A 16,546-nucleotide genomic window follows, 5' to 3' on the forward strand; every position below is an offset into this window, starting at 1 on the left:
CTTCCTTCGTTCCCGTTTCCGGGCCCTCCGGGCGCTTCCTTCGTTTCCGACTCTATCAGATCTTTCCGATCCGATTTCCTCGGTGCTTTCCGGTCTCGAATTTGTTTTCTTCGAGGCCTTCCGGCGTGTTCCGACTTTATCAGATGTTCTGAGTCGGATTTCCCGCCTCCCGGTTCATCCTCCGGGCGCACTGCGGCGCCGGGGACTTCCCGATCTGGCGGAGCCGTAAACGTACTGGAGCGGGGCGCCCCGATGCAAATCGAGGGGCCCCGCTCCGGTGTCGCGCTGGTCAGGCCTGTCAGACCTCGACGACGACCGGGAGGATCATCGGTCGCCGGCGGTAGGTGTCGGAGACCCACTTGCCGACGGTGCGGCGGATCAGCTGCTGGAGCTGGTGGGGTTCGACGACGCCGTCCTGGGCCGACTTGTTGAGCGCCTGGTCGATCTTCGGGATCACCGCGTCGAAGGCGGAGTCGTCGATCCCGGAGCCGCGGGCGTGGACGTACGGGCCGGCCGTGATCTTGCCGGTCGAGGAGTCCACGACCACGAAGACCGAGATGATGCCCTCCTCGCCGAGGATGCGGCGGTCCTTGAGGGAGGTCTCGGTGACGTCGCCGACCGAGAGGCCGTCCACGTACACGTAGCCCGCCTGGACCTTGCCGGTGATGCGGGCGCGGCCGTCGACCAGGTCGACGACGACGCCGTCCTCGGCGATGACGATGTGGTCCTTGGGGATGCCCGTCATCGCGCCGAGCTCGGCGTTGGCGCGCAGGTGGCGCCATTCGCCGTGGACCGGCATGAGGTTCTTCGGCTTGCAGATGTTGTAGAAGTACAGCAGCTCGCCGGCCGAGGCGTGGCCCGAGACGTGGACCTTGGCGTTGCCCTTGTGGACCACGTTCGCGCCCCAGCGGGTCAGGCCGTTGATCACGCGGTAGACCGCGTTCTCGTTGCCCGGGATGAGCGAGGACGCGAGGATGACCGTGTCGCCGGGGACGATGCGGATCTGGTGGTCGCGGTTGGCCATGCGGGACAGGGCCGCCATGGGCTCGCCCTGGGAACCCGTGCAGACCAGCACGACCTCGTCGTCCGGCAGGTCGTCGAGGGTCTTCACGTCCACGACGAGGCCGGCCGGGACCCGGAGGTAGCCCAGGTCGCGGGCGATGCCCATGTTGCGGACCATCGAGCGGCCGACGAAGGCGACCCGGCGGCCGTACTCGTGGGCGGCGTCGATGATCTGCTGGATGCGGTGCACGTGGCTGGCGAAGCTGGCCACGATGATGCGCTTCGGGGCGTTCGCGAAGACGTTCCGCAGGACGTTCGAGATGTCCCGCTCCGGCGGGACGAAGCCCGGGACCTCGGCGTTCGTCGAGTCGGACAGCAGGAGGTCGATGCCCTCCTCGCTGAGCCGCGCGAAGGCGTGGAGGTCGGTCAGGCGGCCGTCCATCGGGAGCTGGTCCATCTTGAAGTCACCGGTGGCGACGGCCATGCCCGCAGGGGTGCGGATGGCGACGGCCAGGGCGTCCGGGATGGAGTGGTTGACCGCGACGAACTCGCAGTCGAAGGGGCCCAGCTGCTCGCGGTCGCCTTCCTTCACCTCGAGGGTGTAGGGGCGGATGCGGTGCTCCTGGAGCTTCGCCTCGATCAGGGCGAGGGTCAGCTTGGAGCCGATGAGCGGGATGTCCGGCTTCATCCGGAGCAGGTAGGGGACGGCACCGATGTGGTCCTCGTGGCCGTGCGTGAGCACGACGCCCTCGATGTCGTCGAGGCGGTCCCTGATGATGGTGAAGTCCGGCAGGATCAGGTCGACACCGGGCTGCTCCTCCTCCGGGAAGAGGACGCCGCAGTCGACGATCAGCAGACGGCCGTCGAACTCGAAGACCGTCATGTTGCGGCCGATCTCGCCGAGGCCGCCGAGCGGGATGACGCGCAGGCCGCCCTTGGGCAGCTTCGGCGGGGCGCCGAGTTCAGGATGCGGATGACTCAAAAGACTCTCCTCACCATGCGCGCCACGTACCGGTCGGGCACGTGGCGCGCATGACAATCGTGCACTTGCTGTTGTCAGTGTTCAGTTGTGAAGTCTGTTGTCAGAGTTCTACCCCGCCGGCGGCCAGGTCGACCTTGAGCTGCTCGGTCTCCTGTGCGGAGAGCTCGACGAGCGGCAGGCGCAGCGGGCCGGCCGGGAGGCCCTGGAGGGCGAGGGCGGCCTTGGTGGTCATGACGCCCTGGGTGCGGAACATGCCGGTGTAGACCGGGAGCAGCTTCTGGTGGATCTCGGTGGCCTTCTGGACCTCGCCGCCGAGGTGGGCCTCGAGGAGGGCGCGGAGCTCCGGGGTGACGAGGTGGCCGACGACGGAGACGAAGCCGCAGGCGCCGACGGAGAGCAGCGGCAGGTTGAGCATGTCGTCGCCGGAGTACCAGGCGAGGCCGGAGCGGGTGATGGCCCAGCTGGCGCGGCCGAGGTCGCCCTTGGCGTCCTTGTTGGCGACGATGCGCGGGTGCTCGGCGAGGCGGACGATCGTCTCGGTGTCGATCGGGACGCCGCTGCGGCCGGGGATGTCGTACAGCATGACGGGGAGGCCGGTGGCGTCGGCGATGGCCGAGAAGTGCCGGTACAGGCCCTCTTGCGGGGGCTTGTTGTAGTAGGGCGTCACGGCGAGGAGGCCGTGGGCGCCGTCGCGCTCGGCGGTGCGGGCGAGTTCGACGGAGTGGTGGGTGTCGTTGGTGCCGATGCCGGCGACGACGTGGGCGCGGTCGCCGACCGCCTCCAGTACCGCTCGTACGAGGTCCGATTTCTCCGCGTCGCTGGTGGTCGGGGACTCGCCGGTGGTGCCGTTGATGACGAGGCCGTCGTTGCCTGCGTCCACCAGGTGGGTGGCGAGTCGCTGGGCACCGTCGAGGTCGAGTGCGCCGTCCGCCGTGAAGGGCGTGACCATGGCGGTGAGGACCCGCCCGAAGGGGGTCTGCGGAGTGGAGATCGGAGCCATGGGTAACACGCTACTCGCTGCTCAGCGCCGGGTGCCCCTGAGGGGGACAGGAGAAAGGGAGCCCGGCGCTGCCTGCTCGGGGGTTCAGGCAGCGCCGGGTCCGTTTGATCAGCCTAGATGAACTTCTCGAAACGTCGCAATACGGACACTTCGCATCGTGCGTTCGGACATGTGTGCTCCACAGGAGCTCCACGGTCCTCCGAACCCGGTCCGCTCGCCGGGACTGCGTCCTACCGGAGGACTATATTCCGCCGCTTTGATGAAAAAGGGCACCAAAACGTCGGTTCCGTCGTCTGTACCTGTGACGCATGACGACGAAGAAGGAGAGTGGCTCTGATGTTCCGCCGGCGAGAGGCCGTACCGTTCGCGTTCGTCGCGGAGGCCGACCACTTCCGCAGTAACGTCACTCCACCGCCCCGGGAGCGCCTCAGCCCCTCGCAGATCGTGGGCCGCACCCTGCTCGGGCTGACCGTCGTGGCCGGCCTCGTCGGCTCCCTCGTCTTCGGGATGCCCTCGCTCCAGTCGGGTGACTCCGCCACTCGTCAGCAGCAGTCCGAGGCGTCCGACAACCGCTGAGGTAGCCTCACCGGGCATCGCCCCTTCGAGCGTGCTTGTGAGTGAGGACCTGTCGTGCCCCTGCCCTTCCTGACGGCCGACCGTGCGTTTGACACGACCGACCATGCCGCCCTGCCGTTCGACGACCACGATCAGTGGCGCCGTCCGTACCGGCCCGGGTCCTGGCGGGTGGGGGCGGCGGCGCTCGCGCTGCTGCTCGCCTCGTTCATCCTGCTCGCCGCCGTGGTCGTCGCGTTCGCCGGAGCCTTCGGCGGCGCGTGCGTCACGCTCGGCCTCGCCGTGCTCGTCATCGCGGCCGCCCTGCGGATGCTGCGCATGGGCGCCTGGGTGAGCCGCGCCGGCGTGCGCCGCGTGGGCTTCTTCTCGACCGTCACCGTGCCCTGGGCGAAGGTGACGTCCGTCCGGACCACCCAGCAGCCGGTGCGCTGGCTGGGATTCCCCCGCACGGTCCAGGGCCAGGCCCTGGCGCTCGACCGGCGGGGTGGTGAGCAGCTGCTGCTGCTCACCACCCACAACGCCGACTTCCTGTCCCGCATCGAGGCCTTCGACCGGGCGGCCGACTCGGTCGAGGCCTGGAACGCCGAGTACGGCACGGCCCCGGCCGCTACGCGCTGACCGGACGCCCCTCGTGGAGCGCGATGGCCCGCTGCATCGCCTTGCGGGCCCTCGGGGTGTCCCGGGCGTCGTGGTAGGCCACCGCGAGCCGGAACCAGCAGCGCCAGTCCTCGGGTGAGTCCTCCGCCTCGGCCTTGCGCAGGGCGAAGACCTCGTCGGCCGAGTCCCGGTCGATCCGGCCGCCCTGCGTGCGCTTCAGCTCGTCGACGGGCAGACCGCCCTCGGCCTCCAGCTCGGCGGCCAGGCGGTTGGCCCGGCGCGCGAAGCCGGTGTTCTTCCAGAGGAACCAGCCGCCGACGACGGGCAGCAGGAACGCCACCGCGCCCATGCCCATGGCGGCCGGCTCGCCCGTGAGGAGGAGCAGGACCCCCTCCATCCCGACCACGCCGAAGACGAGGACGAGGACGGTGGCCAGGAAGACGTACGTGATCTTTCCGCCCATGGCCGTCAGCCCAGGTCCAGGAAGTGCTCCAGGCCGAAGGTGAGGCCCGGAGTCGTGGTCACGCGGCGGGCGCCCAGAAGGATGCCCGGCATGAAGCTGGAGTGGTGCAGGGAGTCGTGCCGGACCGTGAGGGTCTCGCCCTCGCCGCCGAGCAGCACCTCCTGGTGGGCCAGCAGGCCCCGGAGGCGTACCGCGTGCACGGGAACGCCGTCGACGTTCGCCCCGCGCGCCCCGTCGAGGGCGGTGGTCGTGGCGTCGGGCTGCGGGGCGCAGCCTGCCTTCGACCGGGCCTCGGCGATGAGCTGGGCGGTGCGGGTCGCCGTGCCGGAGGGCGCGTCGACCTTGTTGGGGTGGTGCAGTTCGACGACCTCGACCGACTCGAAGTACGGGGCCGCGATCTGCGCGAACTTCATGGTGAGGACGGCGCCGATGGAGAAGTTCGGGGCGATGAGGACGCCGGTCTCCGGGGAGGCGGCGAGCCAGCCGTTCAGCTGCGCGAGACGGTCCTCGGTCCAGCCGGTGGTGCCGACGACCGCGTGGATGCCGTGGCCCACGCAGAAGTCGAGGTTCTCCATGACCGAGTCGGGGGTGGTCAGCTCGACGACGACCTGGGCGCCCGCCTCGGTGAGCGCCTCCAGACGGTCGCCGCGGCCGAGGGCCGCTACCAGTTCCATGTCCTGGGCGGCCTCGACGGCCCTGACGGCCTCGGAGCCGATGCGGCCCTTGGCTCCGAGGACCGCCACGCGCAGCTTGCTCATTGCTCTTCCTTACGGGACTTGTGGGTCAGGAGACCGCTTGGTGGAGGCGGTCCGCCTGCTTGTCCTTCAGCGGGCCGATCACCGACAGCGAGGGCCGCTGCTCCAGTACATCGCGGGCGACCTCGCGGACCTCGTCCGGGGTGACCGCCGCGATCCGGGTCAGCATGTCGTCGACGGACATCTGGGTGCCCCAGCACAGCTCGCTCTTGCCGATGCGGTTCATCAGCGCGCCGGTGTCCTCCAGGCCGAGGACGGTCGAGCCGGAGAGCTGGCCGACGGCGCGGTTGATCTCCTCGTCCGTGAGGCCGTCGGAGGCGACCTTGTCGAGCTCGTCGCGGCAGATCTTCAGGACGTCGTGGACCTGGCTGGGCCGGCAGCCCGCGTACACCCCGAAGAGGCCGCAGTCGGCGAAGCCCGAGGTGTACGAGTACACGCTGTAGGCCAGGCCGCGCTTCTCGCGGACCTCCTGGAAGAGGCGGGAGGACATGCCGCCGCCGAGGGCGGTGTTCAGCACGCCGAGGGCCCAGCGGCGGTCGTCGGTGCGGGCCAGGCCCGGCATGCCGAGGACCACGTGCGCCTGCTCGGTCTTGCGGTTCAGGAGCTCGACGCGGCCCGCCGTACGGAGGGTCCGGGAGCCCTCGCGGGGGGCGACGGGGACGGCGTCGGTACGGGTCAGGGCGCCGGCGCGTTCGAAGGCGCGGCGGACCTGGCGCACCACCGTGGCGTGGTCGACGTTGCCGGCGGCGGCGACGACCAGGTGGGTCGGGTCGTAGTGCTTCTTGTAGAAGCGGGCGATCTGGCCGCGGCTGAGCGCGTTGATCGTGTCGACGGTGCCGAGGACCGGACGGCCCAGCGGGGTGTCGCCGAACATCGTCTGCGCGAACAGCTCGTGCACGACGTCACCGGGGTCGTCCTCGGTCATCGCGATCTCTTCGAGGATGACGCCGCGCTCGGCGTCCACGTCCTCGTCGAGGATCAGCGAGTCGGTGAGCATGTCGCAGACGACGTCGATCGCCAGCGGCAGGTCGGTGTCGAGGACCCGGGCGTAGTAGCAGGTGTACTCCTTCGCCGTGAAGGCGTTCATCTCGCCGCCGACTGCGTCGATCGCGGCGGAGATGTCGAGGGCGGACCGCTTGTGGGTGCCCTTGAAGAGGAGGTGCTCCAGGTAGTGGGTCGCGCCGTTGAGCGTCGGGGTCTCGTCGCGGGATCCGACGTGCGCCCAGATGCCGAAGGTGGCGGAGCGCACGGAGGGGAGGGTCTCGGTGACGATCCTCAGGCCCCCGGGGAGGGTCGTGCGGCGGACCGTGCCGATGCCGTCCTTGCCCGGGAGAAGCGTTTGGGTACGGGCGACGGCCCGCCCCTCCGAAGAGGGGCGGGCCGTCGCGCGGGAACTACGGGACGTCACTTGGCAGCGTCGTCCTTGTCACCCTCGGCGTCCTCGTCCGCGATCACGGGGATCAGGGAGAGCTTGCCGCGCTGGTCGATCTCGGCGATCTCGACCTGGACCTTGGAGCCGATCGCGAGCACGTCCTCGACGTTCTCCACGCGCTTGCCACCGGCGAGCTTGCGGATCTGCGAGATGTGCAGCAGGCCGTCCTTGCCCGGGAGCAGGGAGACGAAGGCACCGAAGGTGGTGGTCTTGACGACCGTACCCAGGTAGCGCTCGCCGACCTCCGGCATGGTCGGGTTGGCGATGCCGTTGATCGTGGCGCGGGCGGCCTCGGCGGCCGGGCCGTCGGCGGCACCGATGTAGATGGTGCCGTCGTCCTCGATCGTGATCTCGGCGCCGGTGTCCTCCTGGATCTGGTTGATCATCTTGCCCTTGGGGCCGATGACCTCACCGATCTTGTCCACGGGGATCTTGACGGTGATGATCCGCGGGGCGTTCGGGGACATCTCGTCCGGCGTGTCGATCGCTTCCATCATCACGTCGAGGATGTGGAGGCGGGCGTCGCGGGCCTGCTTGAGGGCCGCGGCCAGAACGGAGGCCGGGATGCCGTCCAGCTTGGTGTCGAGCTGGAGGGCGGTGACGAAGTCCTTCGTACCGGCGACCTTGAAGTCCATGTCGCCGAAGGCGTCCTCCGCACCGAGGATGTCGGTGAGGGCGACGTAGTGCGTCTGGCCGTCGATCTCCTCGGAGATCAGACCCATGGCGATGCCGGCGACGGGGGCCTTGAGCGGCACACCGGCGTTCAGCAGGGACATGGTGGAGGCGCAGACCGAGCCCATGGACGTCGAACCGTTGGAGCCGAGGGCCTCGGACACCTGGCGGATCGCGTAGGGGAACTCCTCGCGGGTCGGGAGGACCGGCACGAGGGCGCGCTCGGCGAGGGCGCCGTGGCCGATCTCGCGGCGCTTGGGCGAGCCCACGCGGCCGGTCTCGCCGACGGAGTACGGCGGGAAGTTGTAGTTGTGCATGTAGCGCTTGCGGGTCACCGGGGAGAGGGTGTCCAGCTGCTGCTCCATGCGGAGCATGTTGAGGGTGGTGACGCCCAGGATCTGGGTCTCGCCACGCTCGAACAGCGCCGAGCCGTGCACGCGCGGGATGGCCTCGACCTCGGCGGCGAGCGTACGGATGTCCGTGATGCCGCGGCCGTCGATGCGGACCTTGTCCTTGATGATCCGCTCGCGGACCAGCTTCTTGGTCAGCGCGCGGTAGGCGCCCGAGATCTCCTTCTCCCGGCCTTCGAAGGCCGGGAGGAGCTTCTCGGCGGCGAGCTCCTTGATGCGGTCGAGCTCGGTCTCGCGCTCCTGCTTGCCGGCGATGGTGAGCGCCTTGGCGAGGTCACCCTTGACGGCGGCGGAGAGCGCCTCCAGGACGTCGTCCTGGTAGTCGAGGAAGACCGGGAACTCGCCGGTGGGCTTGGCGGCCTTGGCGGCGAGGTCCGACTGGGCCTTGCAGAGGACCTTGATGAAGGGCTTCGCGGCCTCGAGACCGGCGGCGACGATCTCCTCGGTCGGCGCCTCGGCGCCGCCCTTGACGAGGGTGATGGTCTTCTCGGTGGCCTCGGCCTCGACCATCATGATCGCGACGTCGCCGTCCTCCAGGACGCGACCGGCGACGACCATGTCGAAGACGGCGTCCTCGAGCTCGGTGTGCGTCGGGAAGGCGACCCACTGGCCCTTGATCAGGGCGACGCGGGTGGCACCGATGGGGCCGGAGAAGGGCAGGCCCGCCAGGATCGTGGAAGCGGAGGCGGCGTTGATCGCGACCACGTCGTACAGGTGGTCGGGGTTGAGCGCCATGATCGTCTCGACGATCTGGATCTCGTTGCGCAGGCCCTTCTTGAAGGAGGGGCGCAGCGGCCGGTCGATCAGGCGGCAGGTGAGGACGGCGTCCTCGGAGGGGCGGCCCTCCCGGCGGAAGAAGGAGCCGGGGATCTTGCCGGCCGCGTACTGCCGCTCCTCGACGTCCACCGTGAGGGGGAAGAAGTCGAGCTGGTCCTTGGGGCGCTTCGAGGCGGTGGTCGCCGAGAGGACCATCGTCTCGTCGTCCAGGTAGGCGACGGCGGAGCCGGCGGCCTGCTTGGCCAGACGGCCGGTCTCGAAGCGGATGGTGCGGGTACCGAAGGCGCCGTTGTCGATGACGGCCTCGGCGTAGTGGGTCTCGTTCTCCACTATGGGTTTCTCCTACGTGTTCGTCTTTGCGTCCTTCGGCCCGTGTGGCCGGGGACGGTGTCCGACGGGGCGGAGAAGCTCGCCTCGGGTGCGGGCCGGTCTTCGATCGAAGCACCCGGGTGTTCGTTTCCGGGGGCCACTACCGAGGACCGGCGGCTGGCCGGCGGCTTCACGCTCGTCGTATGGGGTTGTGCGACCAGACTAAGTGCCGGTGCGCACTTTGTGCACGTACAGCAAAGGGAGCGGCCCCCTGAAAGTGGGAACCGCTCCCTTCGCAGCGTTCACCTTGGAACGGAATTACTTGGCGCCGCCGGCCGCGCCGCGGCGGATGCCGAGGCGGTCGACCAGCGTACGGAAGCGCTGGATGTCCTTCTTGGCCAGGTACTGCAGCAGGCGGCGGCGCTGGCCGACCAGGATCAGCAGACCACGACGGGAGTGGTGGTCGTGCTTGTGCTGCTTGAGGTGCTCGGTCAGGTCCGAGATGCGACGGGACAGCATCGCGACCTGGACCTCGGGGGAGCCGGTGTCGCCCTCCTTGGTGCCGAACTCGGCCATGATCTGCTTCTTGACAGCGGCGTCGAGAGCCACGCGGATCTCCTCATTGGTGTTCGTGCGCCCGTGAGTGCCCCTGGTCTAGGTCTCAGGGGAAGCTTCCGTGACTCGACGGGCGAAGGTCCGATGGGCGCAGCTTCCAGAGGCTTCCGAGTGATCTCGGGGCTTTCCGGGAGCGCGTACACAAACGGCCGTCACACAGCGTACCAGCTCGCCGGAGCGGGGCCCCTCATTTACTGGTGAGGGAGCGGACCTGGTTGAAGACGTCGAGGACGGCGAGGCAGAGCGGGACGAGGGAGAGCAGGACGAAGCCCTCGGCGAGGTCGAGGAGCCGGCCCCAGAAGGGCGAGAGGCCCTTCTTCGGGATGATCAGGCCGATCGCGGTGATGACGGCGGCGCCGGCGGCGACGGCCGCGGTGAGCCAGATGGTCCGGATGTCGAGGCCGCCGCGGTCCCCGTACATGAGGAGGTCCTTGACCAGGTCGACCGGCGGGTTGAGGGAGAGGCCGAGGACGAGCAGCGCGATGGCGGCGATGCCGGCGACGAGGACGCAGGCGATCTGCGAGGTGTACCGGAAGAGGCGGGCGCGCAGCAGCATCGCGAGGCCGGCGGCGAGGGCGAGGAGCTGGCCCCAGACGTTCCCGGCGAAGCCGAGGACGGCGGCGGAGCCGACGACGACGGCCGCGCAGCCGCCGACCAGGCCGAGGAGCATCTCGTGGCCGCGGCGGGCCTGGAGCGCGATGCGCTCGGCGTCGACGGGCTGCGCCTCCTCGCCCTGCTGCGGATCGCCGGAGAACTCGTCGTCGGCGGCGCTGCGCGGGGCGGCGTAGCCGATGGGGAGGCGGGCGAAGCGGGCGGAGAGGCCGGGCAGGAAGGCGACGAGGCCGATGGCGATCGGGGCGCAGGCCGCGGCGGCCTCGGTGGCGGTGCCCTCGGTGAGGATCAGCAGGAAGGTGGCGAGGGTGCCGACGCCGGCGAGGAAGGTGGCGGCCACGAAGGGGGCGTCGCCGCTGGGGGTGAGCGCGACGAGGGCCACGGAGGCGACGAGGACGGTGACGGAGCCGAGCAGGAACTGCAGGCGGCCGGGGCCCTGGCCGGGGTCGGCGGCGATGATGCCGGAGCCGGCGATGAGGAGCAGGGGCAGCGCGCCGAGGCCGAGGGCGACGGCGGTGGCCCGGTCCGCGTAGACGCGGGCGCGGACGCCGGCGAAGGCGGTGAGCAGGAAGCCGGCGGCGCCCGCGATGATCCCGGGGAGGCTGTGCATGTCGTGGCGGACCGGGTCGGCGAACCAGAGGACGAAGCCCATGAGGACGAGGAGCAGCACGCCTCCGACGAGTCCGGCGCCGCGGAGGAGCTCGTCGCTCCACAGGTGCCGGTCGCGGGTGACGGCGGAGGCGACGGCGTCGGACACGTCGTCGTAGACGGCCGGCGGGAGGGACTGGGCGAACGGCCGCAGGGAGAGCACCTCGCCGTCGAGGACCTGCTGGGCGGCGAGGGTCCGGGCGCCGTCGAGGACGGATCCGTCGCGGCGGACCAGGTGGTAGCCGGTCGGGGTGCCCGGCGCCTGGGTCTGGCCGGTGAGGCGCAGGATCTCCGGGTAGACGTCGGCGACGGCGATGTCCTCGGGGAGCGCGACGTCGATGCGGCTGTCCGGCGCCACGACGGTGACGCGGCAGAAGCCGGTCGCTGCGGTCGTACTCACGTGTGTGGACCCCCTGGTTCGCGGTTGCGCCCGTCTGATGCGCGGTCCCGCGCCTTCTGATTCGCGGTTGCGCACGATGCGGCGCCACCCTACCGGGGACGGCCGGTGGGGGCTGCAAGTAGGATCGCCGTCCCATGGGGGAAGTCCGCGCGCTCGGCTGCCGACAGGGGTGGCGTGCGGATGCTCCCGCCACGAGCCCGCCTCCAACGAGGGATTGATGCGCCGGTGAGCCAGATCGTCGTCAAACGCCCGCCGAGGTCTCTTCCTCCGGAAGTGCCCGGTGAGGAACTGGTCCTGGAGTCTCCACCGGAACTTCCGCGGGGACAGCAGGAGTCGGCGTTGATGCAGCTCCTGCCGATGCTCGGCATGGGTTCGTCGGTCGTCTTCTTCTTCATGACGCCCTCGCCGATCATGCGGATCATGGGCACGCTGATGCTGGCGTCGACGGTCGGCATGGCCATCGCGCAGTTCTTCAGATTCCGTCGCGGTACGCAGGGGCAAATGGCCGATGTCCGCCGCGACTACCTCAAATACCTCGCGCAGACCCGGCGTACGGTCCGGCGCACGGCGCGCAGACAGCGGGACGCGCAGCTGTATCTGCACCCCTCCCCCGAACAACTGTGGTCGGTGGTGGCCGAGGGTTCGCGGGTGTGGGAACGCCGGGTCGGCGACCACGACTTCGGGCAGGCGCGGATCGGTCTCGGCGCGCAGCAGCTGGCGACTCCGCTGGTGGCTCCGGACACCGCCCCGGTCGACGAGCTGGAGCCGCTGTGTGCAGGTGCGATGCAGCAGTTCCTCGCGGTGCACGGCACGTTGGACGGGCTGCCGATGGCGGTCTCGATGCGGGCGTTCTACCACGTGACGGTGTCGGGCGAGCCGGAGTCGGCGCAGGCCGCGGCGCGGGCGCTCGTCGCGCAGCTGGTGACGCTGCACTCCCCCGACGACCTGATGCTCGCCGTGGTGGCGGCGCGGCCGGCGCAGGAGCGCTGGGACTGGACGAAGTGGCTGCCGCACACCCAGGTGCCGGGGCAGGTCGACGGGGCCGGTACGAAGCGGCTGTTCGGCGACGACCTCGGTGAGCTGGAGAACCTGGTCCGTTCGAAGCTGGACGGGCGGCCGCGGTTCTCCCGGGAGAACCAGCCGGTGCTCGACCAGCCGCACGTGGTGGTGGTCCTCGACGGCGGCATGGTGCCGCCGGACTCGCTGCTCGCGGCGGCCGAGGGCCTCCAGGGCGTGACGATCGTGGAGGTCGTCAACGGCGAGCTCGACGAGCCGCGCGGTGGCCTGTCGGTGGTGGTACGGCCGGGCCGGCTGCGCCTGGAGTCGGGCGGCGGCTTCGCGTACGAGGGTCTGCCGGACGGCATCTCACTGCCGGCGGCCGAGGCGCTGGCCCGGCAGCTGGCGCCGCTGCGGATGGGCGGCGGGGACGACGACGAGCCGCTGCTCGCCAATCTGGACTTCACGGACCTGCTGAACCTGGGCGACGCGGCCTCGGTGGACGTGACGCGGACCTGGCGGCCCCGGTCGGTGGCCGAGCGGCTCCGGGTGCCGATCGGTGTCGGCGAGGACGGCCAGCCGGTCATGCTGGACCTGAAGGAGGCGGCGCAGGAGGGCATGGGCCCGCACGGTCTGTGCGTCGGCGCGACGGGTTCCGGAAAGTCGGAGCTGCTGCGCACGCTGGTGCTCGGTCTCGCGGTGACGCACTCCTCGGAGACGCTGAACTTCGTCCTCGCGGACTTCAAGGGCGGCGCGACCTTCGCGGGCATGTCGCAGATGCCGCACGTGGCGGCGGTCATCACGAACCTCTCCGACGACCTGACGCTCGTCGACCGCATGGGCGACGCGATCCGCGGCGAGCTCCAGCGGCGGCAGGAGCTGCTGCGCTCGGCGGGCAACTACGCGAACATCCACGACTACGAGAAGGCGCGGGCCGCGGGTGCTCCGCTCGAACCGCTGGCCTCGCTGGTCCTGGTGATCGACGAGTTCTCCGAGCTCCTCACCGCCAAGCCCGACTTCATCGACATGTTCATCCAGATCGGCCGCATCGGCCGCTCCCTGGGCGTGCACCTGCTGCTGGCCTCGCAGCGCCTGGAGGAGGGCAAGCTGCGCGGCCTGGACACGTACCTCTCGTACCGGATCGGTCTGCGGACCTTCTCGGCGGCGGAGTCGCGCACGGCGATCGGCGTCCCCGACGCGTACCACCTGCCGTCGGTGCCCGGCTCGGGCTATCTGAAGTTCGGTACGGACGAGATGACCCGCTTCAAGGCGGCGTACGTCTCGGGTACGTACCGGACGGGCGGGCCGCGTCTGGAGATCGGGCACATGCCGGTGGAGCGGCGGCCCGCGCTGTTCACGGCGGCGCCGGTGCCGGTCGTGTACGCGGCGCCCGACCCGGCCTATCTGACGGAGCGGCGCTCCGAGGAGGACGAGGCGCTCGCGGACACCGTCCTCGACGTGATCGTGCGACGCCTGGAGGGCCAGGGGGTGCCGGCGCACCAGGTGTGGCTGCCGCCGCTCGACCAGGCGCCCTCGCTCGACCAGCTGCTTCCGGGGCTCGCGCAGACGGCGGACCGGGGGCTCACGGCGACGGAGTACACGCGTCAGGGCGCGCTCACGGTGCCGCTCGGCCTCATCGACAAGCCGTTCGAGCAGCGGCGCGAGGTGCTGTACCGGGACTTCTCCGGCGCGGCGGGCCACATGATGGTGGTCGGCGGTCCGCAGTCCGGCAAGTCGACGATCATGCGGACGCTGATCTCCTCGTTCGCGCTCACCCACACCCCGGCCGAAGTGCAGTTCTACTGCCTGGACTTCGGTGGCGGCGGCATGGTCTCGCTGGCCGACCTGCCGCATGTCGGCGGGGTGGCGTCCCGGCTCGACCCGGAGCGGGTGCGCCGGACGGTCGCGGAGGTCATGGGCGTCCTGAACCGGCGGGAGGAGTTCTTCCGCTCGCACTCCATCGACTCGATCGCGACGTACCGGCGCAAGCGGGCCGCGGGCGAACTGCCGGGCGAGGCCTGGGGCGACGTCTTCCTGGTCGTGGACGGCTGGGGCAGCTTCCGCAACGACTACGACACCCTTGAGCCGATCGTCGCCGACATCGCTGCGCGCGGTCTGGGCTACGGCATCCACGTGGTGATCACCGCCGCCCGGTACATGGAGGTGCGGGCGGCGCTCAAGGACCAGATGCTGGGCCGGCTCGAACTGCGGCTCGGTGACGTCATGGACTCCGAGTTCGACCGGAAGGTCGCGGCGAACGTGCCGACCGGTGTGCCGGGCCGCGGTCAGGTGCCGGAGAAGCTGCACTTCATGGGGGCGCTGCCGCGGATCGACGGGGCGAGCTCCTCCGCCGACCTGGCGGAGGGCACGTCGGCGTTCGTGCAGGCCGTGAAGGCGAGCTGGACCGGTGCCCCGGCGCCCGCGGTGCGGCTCCTTCCGCGCAGGCTGCCGGCGGAGCAGCTGCCGAAGGGCTTCGAGTACCCGCAGCACGGCATCGCGATCGGCATCGACGAGACGAACCTGGAGCCGGTGTTCGTCGACTTCGAGTCGGATCCGTTCTTCCTGGTCTTCGGCGAGAGCGAGTCCGGCAAGACGGCGCTGCTGCGGCTGATCGCCAAGCAGCTGTGCGAGCGGTACTCGCCGGAGCAGGCGCGGATCGTCGTCGGCGACTACCGGCGGACGATGCTGGAGGCCGTGGCGCCCTCGCACCTCCTGGAGTACGCGCCGATGGCCTCGGCCATGCAGATGCACATGGAGGCCATCAACACGGTGATGACGAAGCGGGCGCCGAAGCCCGACATCACGCCGCAGCAGCTGCGGGACCGCAGCTGGTGGTCGGGTCCGCAGTTGTTCGTCCTGGTCGACGACTTCGAGCTGGTGGCCACCAACTCGGGGAACCCGCTGGCCGTTCTGGTGGAGAACCTGCCGTTCGCGCGGGACGTCGGCATCCGGTTCATCGTGGCGCGCAGCCAGGCGGGCGCCTCGCGTGCCATGTACGAGCCGTTCATGCAGCGGATGCGGGAGCTGGGCGCGCAGGGCGTGCTCCTCTCCGGCGATCCGCAGGAGGGCGACATCCTGGGCGGCGTCCGGGCGCGGCCGATGCCTCCGGGCCGGGGCACGTTCGTGTCGCGGAAGCGCGGGACGCCGCTGGTGCAGCTGGGCTGGCTGCCCGAACAGCACTGAGCGGAGCGGTCCCTCCCACTAGTGTGGGAGGGACCGCCGTACCACCGCGAAGGGAATGCGCCGATGACCGACGTCCACGAGACCAGCACCGCGAGCGCGGACGCCGCCCTGGCCGCCGAGAAGAAGCGCCAGAAGGACGAGCTGTACGCGCTCGACATCTCCGACGTCGAGTGGGAGGGCGCCCCGGGGACGAGCCCGGACGAGGAGCGCGTGGAGATCGCGCGGCTGCCCGAGGGCGCGGTGGCGATGCGTTCGTCCCTCGACAAGGGGACGGTGCTGCGGTACACGAAGGCCGAGTGGGACGCGTTCGTCCTGGGCGCCCGTGACGGCGAGTTCGATCTGCGGTAGCGCGTACGCGTGAGGGGGTGGCCCGTCGGAACGGGCCACCCCCTCACGCGTGTTCGCCGAGTTTCACATCAAGCGCAGTCTCACATCATGCGGAAGCGCGCCGCGTTGCCCTTGTCGGTGTCCTGGTAGCCGACGACCGACTCGTCGAGCAGCCGGGCGATCTGCGCGAGGTCCTGGTTCATGCCGGCCATGTCGCGGGTCAGGCGGTCCTGGCTCTCGCGGTAGGCGATCTTCGCTTCACCTTCCCAGTTGGAGGCGACGCGGTTGACCTCGGCCATGAGGTCGTCCAGCTTCTGGCTGAGGGTGCTGGAGGTCAGGCGGGTGTCGGCCGCCGCCTGCGTCACGGTGTCGTAATTGACCGCAGTGGTCATGGTGATGACTCCTGGAGTGAGAGTGGCGCGGAGGACTGGTCGGGTCGGACGGCTCAGGCCATGCCGAGGATGGCGCTCTGGCCGCCGCCGGAGCTGTCCATCTGACGGAAGGACCGCAGACGGTCCTCCTCCTCCTGCGAGAACCCGTCGGCGCTCATGCGCATGATCTCCTCGAGCCGGTTGAGCTCGGCGCGCATGTTGCGCAGGCGCTGGTTCAGGTCGTTCTGGACCCGGTCGTACTCCTTGCTCGCAGCGCCCTGCCAGCCCGCCTGGATGCGGTCCACCACGCCGTTGAGGGAGGTGATGCGGGCCTGGAGCTCGTCGGAGAAGTCCTGGATCCGGCCGGCGAGCTTGACTTGTTCGGCACTGGTTACGTTCAGGTCTTTCGACATCTTGCCCCT

General features: G+C 70.2%; 14 protein-coding genes. 4 read left to right on the forward strand and 10 right to left on the reverse strand.

All coding sequences use genetic code 11. The features are described 5' to 3' along the window. Window positions 1–298: 298 nt before the first annotated feature. A complete protein-coding gene (locus GGE06_RS17610; RefSeq protein ID WP_116158529.1) occupies window positions 299–1,984 on the reverse strand; it encodes a ribonuclease J in 1,686 nt (561 codons plus the stop codon). Window positions 1,985–2,084: 100 nt separating this feature from the next. Further along, window positions 2,085–2,984 carry a 4-hydroxy-tetrahydrodipicolinate synthase gene (gene dapA / locus GGE06_RS17615; RefSeq protein ID WP_184931248.1) on the reverse strand — a complete coding sequence of 300 codons (900 nt, stop codon included), beginning with the start codon at window positions 2,982–2,984 and terminating at the stop codon, window positions 2,085–2,087. Between the two features lie 336 nt (window positions 2,985–3,320). Between dapA and GGE06_RS17620 the strand changes: the two genes are divergently transcribed. Together GGE06_RS17620 and GGE06_RS17625 are read left to right on the forward strand one after the other, a co-directional pair. Further along, window positions 3,321–3,560, forward strand: a complete 240-nt coding sequence (locus tag GGE06_RS17620) for a hypothetical protein (RefSeq protein ID WP_116158531.1) — start codon at window positions 3,321–3,323, stop codon at window positions 3,558–3,560. 54 nt (window positions 3,561–3,614) lie between these two features. Beyond that, window positions 3,615–4,175 (forward strand): SCO5741 family PH domain-containing membrane protein, encoded by a 561-nt coding sequence (locus tag GGE06_RS17625; protein ID WP_116158532.1) that lies wholly within the window; start codon window positions 3,615–3,617, stop codon window positions 4,173–4,175. Here GGE06_RS17625 and GGE06_RS17630 read toward each other — a convergent pair. The 6 genes from GGE06_RS17630 to eccD form a co-directional block, all read right to left on the reverse strand. Continuing rightward, window positions 4,165–4,617, reverse strand: coding sequence for a hypothetical protein (locus GGE06_RS17630; RefSeq protein ID WP_116158533.1), 453 nt, complete (start codon window positions 4,615–4,617; stop codon window positions 4,165–4,167). The two genes, GGE06_RS17625 and GGE06_RS17630, sit on opposite strands and share 11 nt — an antisense overlap. 5 nt (window positions 4,618–4,622) lie before the next feature. Next, window positions 4,623–5,375 (reverse strand): 4-hydroxy-tetrahydrodipicolinate reductase, encoded by a 753-nt coding sequence (gene dapB / locus GGE06_RS17635; RefSeq protein ID WP_116158534.1) that lies wholly within the window; start codon window positions 5,373–5,375, stop codon window positions 4,623–4,625. A 25-nt stretch (window positions 5,376–5,400) separates the two neighbouring features. Beyond that, on the reverse strand, window positions 5,401–6,780 hold the full coding sequence (locus GGE06_RS17640; protein WP_116158535.1) for a M16 family metallopeptidase: 1,380 nt from the start codon (window positions 6,778–6,780) through the stop codon (window positions 5,401–5,403). Continuing rightward, window positions 6,777–8,993, reverse strand: a complete 2,217-nt coding sequence (locus GGE06_RS17645; RefSeq protein ID WP_116158536.1) for a polyribonucleotide nucleotidyltransferase — start codon at window positions 8,991–8,993, stop codon at window positions 6,777–6,779. Before GGE06_RS17645 ends, GGE06_RS17640 begins: the two co-directional genes overlap by 4 nt. Window positions 8,994–9,290: 297 nt before the next feature. Then, complete coding sequence (rpsO, locus tag GGE06_RS17650; protein ID WP_015036567.1) at window positions 9,291–9,581, reverse strand: 30S ribosomal protein S15; 291 nt, start codon at window positions 9,579–9,581, stop codon at window positions 9,291–9,293. Between the two features lie 193 nt (window positions 9,582–9,774). Beyond that, complete coding sequence (gene eccD, locus GGE06_RS17655) at window positions 9,775–11,247, reverse strand: type VII secretion integral membrane protein EccD (RefSeq protein ID WP_184931249.1); 1,473 nt, start codon at window positions 11,245–11,247, stop codon at window positions 9,775–9,777. 225 nt (window positions 11,248–11,472) lie between these two features. On the opposite strand from eccD, the gene eccCa reads away from it, so the two are divergent. Continuing rightward, entirely contained in the window at window positions 11,473–15,426 is a 3,954-nt protein-coding gene (eccCa, locus tag GGE06_RS17660) for a type VII secretion protein EccCa (protein ID WP_184931250.1), read from the forward strand. Window positions 15,427–15,489: 63 nt separating this feature from the next. Beyond that, on the forward strand, window positions 15,490–15,774 hold the full coding sequence (locus tag GGE06_RS17665) for a DUF397 domain-containing protein (protein WP_116158539.1): 285 nt from the start codon (window positions 15,490–15,492) through the stop codon (window positions 15,772–15,774). A gap of 80 nt (window positions 15,775–15,854) precedes the next feature. On the opposite strand, the gene GGE06_RS17670 is transcribed toward GGE06_RS17665, so the two are convergent. Both GGE06_RS17670 and GGE06_RS17675 read right to left on the reverse strand, forming a co-directional pair. Further along, on the reverse strand, window positions 15,855–16,145 hold the full coding sequence (locus GGE06_RS17670; RefSeq protein WP_116158540.1) for a WXG100 family type VII secretion target: 291 nt from the start codon (window positions 16,143–16,145) through the stop codon (window positions 15,855–15,857). A gap of 53 nt (window positions 16,146–16,198) precedes the next feature. Next, window positions 16,199–16,537, reverse strand: a complete 339-nt coding sequence (locus GGE06_RS17675; protein WP_116158541.1) for a WXG100 family type VII secretion target — start codon at window positions 16,535–16,537, stop codon at window positions 16,199–16,201. Between the last annotated feature and the right edge of the window lie 9 nt (window positions 16,538–16,546).

The sequence above is a fragment of the Streptomyces nymphaeiformis genome, assembly GCF_014203895.1.
Lineage (GTDB): Bacteria > Actinomycetota > Actinomycetes > Streptomycetales > Streptomycetaceae > Streptomyces > Streptomyces nymphaeiformis.

Excerpts from the sequence above, each read along its gene's own strand:
- GGE06_RS17665 (WP_116158539.1), top strand. The coding sequence starts at position 15,490 with ATGACCGACGTCCACGAGACCAGCACCGCGAGCGCGGACGCCGCCCTG.
- GGE06_RS17630 (WP_116158533.1), bottom strand. The coding sequence starts at position 4,617 with ATGGGCGGAAAGATCACGTACGTCTTCCTGGCCACCGTCCTCGTCCTC.
- dapB (WP_116158534.1), bottom strand. The coding sequence starts at position 5,375 with ATGAGCAAGCTGCGCGTGGCGGTCCTCGGAGCCAAGGGCCGCATCGGC.
- GGE06_RS17675 (WP_116158541.1), bottom strand. The coding sequence starts at position 16,537 with ATGTCGAAAGACCTGAACGTAACCAGTGCCGAACAAGTCAAGCTCGCC.
- GGE06_RS17670 (WP_116158540.1), bottom strand. The coding sequence starts at position 16,145 with ATGACCACTGCGGTCAATTACGACACCGTGACGCAGGCGGCGGCCGAC.
- GGE06_RS17620 (WP_116158531.1), top strand. The coding sequence starts at position 3,321 with ATGTTCCGCCGGCGAGAGGCCGTACCGTTCGCGTTCGTCGCGGAGGCC.
- dapA (WP_184931248.1), bottom strand. The coding sequence starts at position 2,984 with ATGGCTCCGATCTCCACTCCGCAGACCCCCTTCGGGCGGGTCCTCACC.